Origin of the sequence: Mesorhizobium sp. M7A.F.Ca.US.014.04.1.1, from assembly GCF_003998745.1 — a bacterium.
In the GTDB taxonomy this organism is placed as follows: Bacteria; Pseudomonadota; Alphaproteobacteria; order Rhizobiales; family Rhizobiaceae; genus Mesorhizobium; species Mesorhizobium ciceri.
Window position 1 is genome coordinate 1 of the sequence record NZ_RZRW01000460.1, and the last position, 4,588, is coordinate 4,588.

The following is a 4,588-nucleotide window of genomic DNA, read 5'->3' on the forward strand; positions in this document are numbered from 1 at the left end:
CTGGATCACCGGAATGACCGCGTTCTTGTCGATCGGATCGATCAGGATCGCGCTGACGCCCTGATTGATGAAATTCTCGATGATGCTGACCTGTTTTTCCAGGCTACCCTCGGCGCTCTGCCAGGTGGATTTCACCCCATAGTCGGCGGCAGCCACGTCGCCGGCTTCCTTCATGCGGACAAAGAAGGAGTTCTGCAAGTCGATTGCCGCAAGTCCAAGAACCTTTTCCGCGGCAAGCGAGGGCGTTGCGATGGCGAGTGCAAGCAGAGCAATGGATGCTTTCAGGGAAATGCGCATGTTTCAGTTCTCCTCTTGTTGCGACAGGACGATTCTTCGCCTCTTTTTCATGTCCCGCACGACGACCGTCCCAGCGACAGGCATTCCGGCGGTATTCCGCGGCACTCGTGCCGTATCCATGTCGGGCCGCGTCTTGCGTGGACCGGCCTTTCTCGACCTCAGCCGTTCAGGCCTTCGACACCGGCGCCGCAGACAAGCCCGGCGATGCGGGCGCCGCGCGGTGGCTTGAAAGCTCCGCTCATCAACGCGGCCAGCGATGCCGCGCCGCTGAGGTCGGCGGCGATGCCGAATTCGAACCAGAGCAATTCAGCGGCTTTCTGCATGTCCGCATCCTCGACAAGGACGATGTCGTCGACGTGCTTGGCGACGATCTCGTAGATACTTTCGTCCGTGCGGCCGCAGGCCATGGTCGCCACCTTCGTCGTTATCTCGGGCAAGCGAACGACACGGCCGGCAGTCAGGGAGGCGTGAAGGGTCGGTGAACCGGTCGGCTCGACACCAACGATCCTGGCGTCGGGTTTGACGTGCTTCAGGACTTCGGACATGCCACTGATGAGGCCGCCTCCGCCGATCGCGACGATGTAGATGTCGGCATCGGGAATCTGGTCGACCATCTCCAGCGCCACGGTTCCCTGGCCGGACACGATCTGCGCATCGGCGAAGGGATGCATGTAGAAGGCGCCGCGCGCTTTTGCCTCGGCCAATGCAGCCTCATGCGCTTCATCCCAGACCTTGCCTTCGAAGCGAACGTCAGCGCCCCATTTGCGCAGCTTTTCCGCCTTCAGCGGGCTTGCATTGTTCGGCAGGTAGATGGTGGCGGGAGCGCCGGCCCGGGCAGCCACATAGGCGGTGGCCAGGCCGTGATTGCCGCCGGATGCGGCGACCAGTCCGTTTTCGATCCGGCCCGGCTCGAGCGTTTTCACCCGGTTCGTGGCGCCCCGGATCTTGAAGGAGCCGCTCACCTGGAGGCATTCGAGTTTCAAATAGACATCATTTTGGAGGTTCGCGCCCGTGGCATGGTCGAGCTTGACGACCGGGGTGCGCCGTATGAAGGGGGCAATGCGCCGGGCAGCCGCCATGATGTCTTCATGGCTCATCGGTCAGTGCCTCCGGATATTCGTTGGCCAGCACGAAACAGCAATTCCCCGGGCGCACGCGGCCGGGTTGACGCTTGGCGAAAACGATGCCGTCGATGGGGTGAAGGAGATCGATGGGCGCGCGCGACAGCGTGTGGAGGAAGTGAATGCGTCCGGCAAGGTCGCCTTTGCTGACGGCACTGCCGAGGGGGCTCAAGGGTTCGAAGACACCGTCCTCCTCGGAAAGCAGATAGCCTTCGCTTCCGGGCACCTTGAGCACGCGTGCGTTGGCGCCAGGGGCAATGTCAGGCGCGCCCTTCAGGACGCCTGCATGTTTCAGCACATTGCGGATGCCCCTGCGGCAGATGGCCAACGCATCCGGACTGACAAGGCCGCCGCCGGCCATCTCGCTGCCGATGACGATCAGCCCCTGGTGATTGGCGGACGCGGTCGAGGTCCGGGTTTCACCGAGATTGTCGACCATGACAACGGTCGGCGCCCCGAAGGCGAGCGTCGCCTTGATGTTCTTGCGATGCCCCTGCGCGGTCGGGGAGGGCTCGATGATCGCGCTCGGCAGGATCATCAGGGACGAACCGCCGGAGTGGAGATCCAGGAAATAGTCGGCCTTCGGAAACAGGATGTCATGCACATAGGCCGCTATCTGGCTTGTCAGCGTGCCGTTGAAATCGCCTGGAAAACTGCGGTTGAAATTCAACCCGTCGACCGGGGAGGTGCGGGTGCCGGCCTCGACGGCCCGAATGTTGATGGCCGGAATCGCGATGATGCGACCGGCTATATCCCGTGGATCGATCTCGCGCAGAAGCTCGCCGAGCGCGATCGGCCCCTCATATTCGTCGCCGTGGTTGCCACCCTCGATCAGGACCGTCGGACCGTCTCCGTTCTTGATGACGGCCAGCGGAACGCGGACCGTGCCCCAGGCATCGTCGTGCGGCGATTGGGGCACATGGAAGAAGCCGATCTGCTTGCCCTCGCGATCGAAATCGACCGACGTGTAAACACTGTTGTTCCGGGGCGTGATGGTCGCGCGGACAGTGTTTGCTGGTCTCTGGACGGTCATCGGCTCGGCCTCGAAATTCATTGTCCCCGTCATCATGTCAGTTTTATATATGGTGTCAAGTTTGGATATAAAACCAATGGCAATTCCGATTTCTTGTCTCTATCGTGCGTGGACCACCGGGGATTCTTCGAATGGCAGATGACGCAAAAGAGAGTGGCAAACCGACCTATTCGGCCCCGGCGCTGACGAAGGGTCTGGATGTCCTGGAGCTGCTGGCGGAGGCGCGAGCGCCCTTGACGATGAAGGAGATCGCGGAAGGCCTCGGTCGTTCGAAGAATGAGATTTTCCGGATGCTGATCGCGCTCCAGGAGCGTCAATATATCGAGCGCAACGCCGAGACCGACGCCTATTCGTTGACCGACAAGCTTTTCAAGCTGGGGCTGCACACGCCGAGCGCTCAGGATCTCATGTCCGCCGCAATGCCCGAGCTGACGCGGATTGCCGGGGACTCAAATCAGTCGCCGCACCTGGTCGTCTTCAATCATGGCTTGACTGTCGTGACCGCGGCCGTTCCCGGCGGCGAGGACATGGCGTTCACGCTGCGCCTCGGCTACGGCCGCCTGGCCACCGACGCGACCTCCGGCCATGTGATCCTTGCCTTCCAGCCGCCAAAGGTCGCGACGCGGATGATCGACGAATGTGCGGCACATTCGCCGGCGCCGCTGGATCGAGAGGCGCTGGAAAAGCAGCTTCGTACCATCCGCGCGGACGGTTACTGGATGCGCGAGAGCCGTGATTTCGTCGGCATCACCGATATCTGCTGTCCGGTCATCGGACCGGACGGCAGCGCCGTCGCCTCCATTATCGTCGCCTATATCAATCGCCATACGCGTGAAAGCCGCCATGCCTTTACTCTGGAGGTCCTGCGTGCTGCCTGCGATCGCATCTCCATGAAGCTGTCACCGCGGGTTCGCTGAGGGGCCGTGGTGCGCTGACGGCGCGGACGAGGCACCGCCCGCGGGACGTTTGCACCGGATTGATAATACCAGTATGGGTCCAGTCAGGAATGTTTTGATCCTGGGTGCTTCTCGCGCGGGAGGAAGAGCAATGACAACCGTGAACCTGATCGGGCTTGTCAGTCGGGAGATGGAAGCGACAGCCTCCGATGTGCCGCTTTACCGACGGTTGAAATCGGCGATCGAGGCAGCGATCCGTTCCAACGCTTTGAAGGCCGGCGCGGTTCTGCCGGGCGAGCGGGTTCTGGCGGAAGCCCTGTCGATCTCGCGTGTCACTGTGAGAAAAGCTCTGGCGTTGCTCGAAGAGGAAGGGCAGCTCAATCGCCGGCATGGTTCCAAAACCGAGATCGGGTCGCGGGTCGAAAAATCGCTTTCGACGCTGACGAGCTTTTCGGAGGACATTCTGGCGCGCGGCCTGAAGCCTGGATGCCTATGGCTTTCCAAACAGATAAGCCGTCCATCGCCAGCCGAAATGATGGCTTTGGGTATTGCCGCAAACACCAATGTAATCCGCATGCGCCGCGTGCGGACGGCCGATGGCGCGCCGATCGCCGTCGAGGTCTCGGCCGTGCCGGTTCGCTTCCTTCCTTCGCCCGAGATGGTTCAGGACTCCCTCTATGAAGCGCTAGATGCACGCGGCTTCCTGCCTCAGAGGGCAATCCAGCGCATGCGCTCGCGCGGCGCATCGCTGGAGGATGCAAGACACCTTCATTGCGAGATGGGCGCACCGCTGCTGATGACCGAGCGCCGCTGCTTTCTCGCCGACGGACAGATCGTGGAATACTGCGAGACACGCTACAAGGGAGACGTCTACGACTTCGTCTTCGAGCTGCAAAGATAATACCAGTTATGAACTGGTTGTAATCTGGTATTTTCCATTTATCGTGATGGCGACAGGGGAGTGCCGACGTGCAGCGGGAAGACATCGCCAACAGTCTCATCGTGTCCTGCCAGCCGGTTCCCGGCGGCCCGATGGACAGTGCGCAATTCGTGACGGGCTTTGCCAGGGCCGCTCTTGAAGCCGGAGCCAAGGCCCTGCGCATCGAATCCGTGCCCTATGTCGCGGCCGCCCGCCTGGCCGTCCGCGAGCCGATCATCGGGATCGTCAAGCGCGATCTGACCGACAGCCCCGTGCGCATCACGCCCTATCTGGCCGATGTCGAGGCGCTGGCCTAGGCGGG

General features: G+C 61.8%; 5 protein-coding genes and 1 pseudogene. 3 read left to right on the top strand and 3 right to left on the bottom strand.

Annotated features, from left to right (window positions below; all coding sequences use genetic code 11):
* The 3 genes from EOA22_RS24980 to EOA22_RS24990 form a co-directional block, all read right to left on the bottom strand.
* On the bottom strand, positions 1 to 297 hold a 297-nt coding region (locus EOA22_RS24980; protein ID WP_164755799.1), incomplete at its 3' end, for a substrate-binding domain-containing protein.
* 158 nt (positions 298 to 455) lie between these two features.
* Entirely contained in the window at positions 456 to 1,394 is a 939-nt protein-coding gene (locus EOA22_RS24985) for a threonine/serine dehydratase (protein WP_013530436.1), read from the bottom strand.
* On the bottom strand, positions 1,384 to 2,484 hold the full coding sequence (locus tag EOA22_RS24990; protein ID WP_245478680.1) for a succinylglutamate desuccinylase/aspartoacylase family protein: 1,101 nt from the start codon (positions 2,482 to 2,484) through the stop codon (positions 1,384 to 1,386). The genes EOA22_RS24985 and EOA22_RS24990 overlap by 11 nt, the downstream gene beginning before the upstream one ends.
* A gap of 98 nt (positions 2,485 to 2,582) precedes the next feature.
* Between EOA22_RS24990 and EOA22_RS24995 the strand changes: the two genes are divergently transcribed.
* From EOA22_RS24995 to EOA22_RS25005, 3 genes and pseudogenes are all read left to right on the top strand, one after another.
* A complete protein-coding gene (locus EOA22_RS24995; protein WP_013530438.1) occupies positions 2,583 to 3,368 on the top strand; it encodes an IclR family transcriptional regulator in 786 nt (261 codons plus the stop codon).
* 130 nt (positions 3,369 to 3,498) lie between these two features.
* Positions 3,499 to 4,248, top strand: a complete 750-nt coding sequence (locus EOA22_RS25000) for a GntR family transcriptional regulator (RefSeq protein WP_027160933.1) — start codon at positions 3,499 to 3,501, stop codon at positions 4,246 to 4,248.
* A gap of 68 nt (positions 4,249 to 4,316) precedes the next feature.
* Positions 4,317 to 4,580, top strand: a pseudogene (locus tag EOA22_RS25005) (N-acetylmannosamine kinase); the annotation flags it as partial.
* Positions 4,581 to 4,588 lie beyond the last annotated feature (8 nt).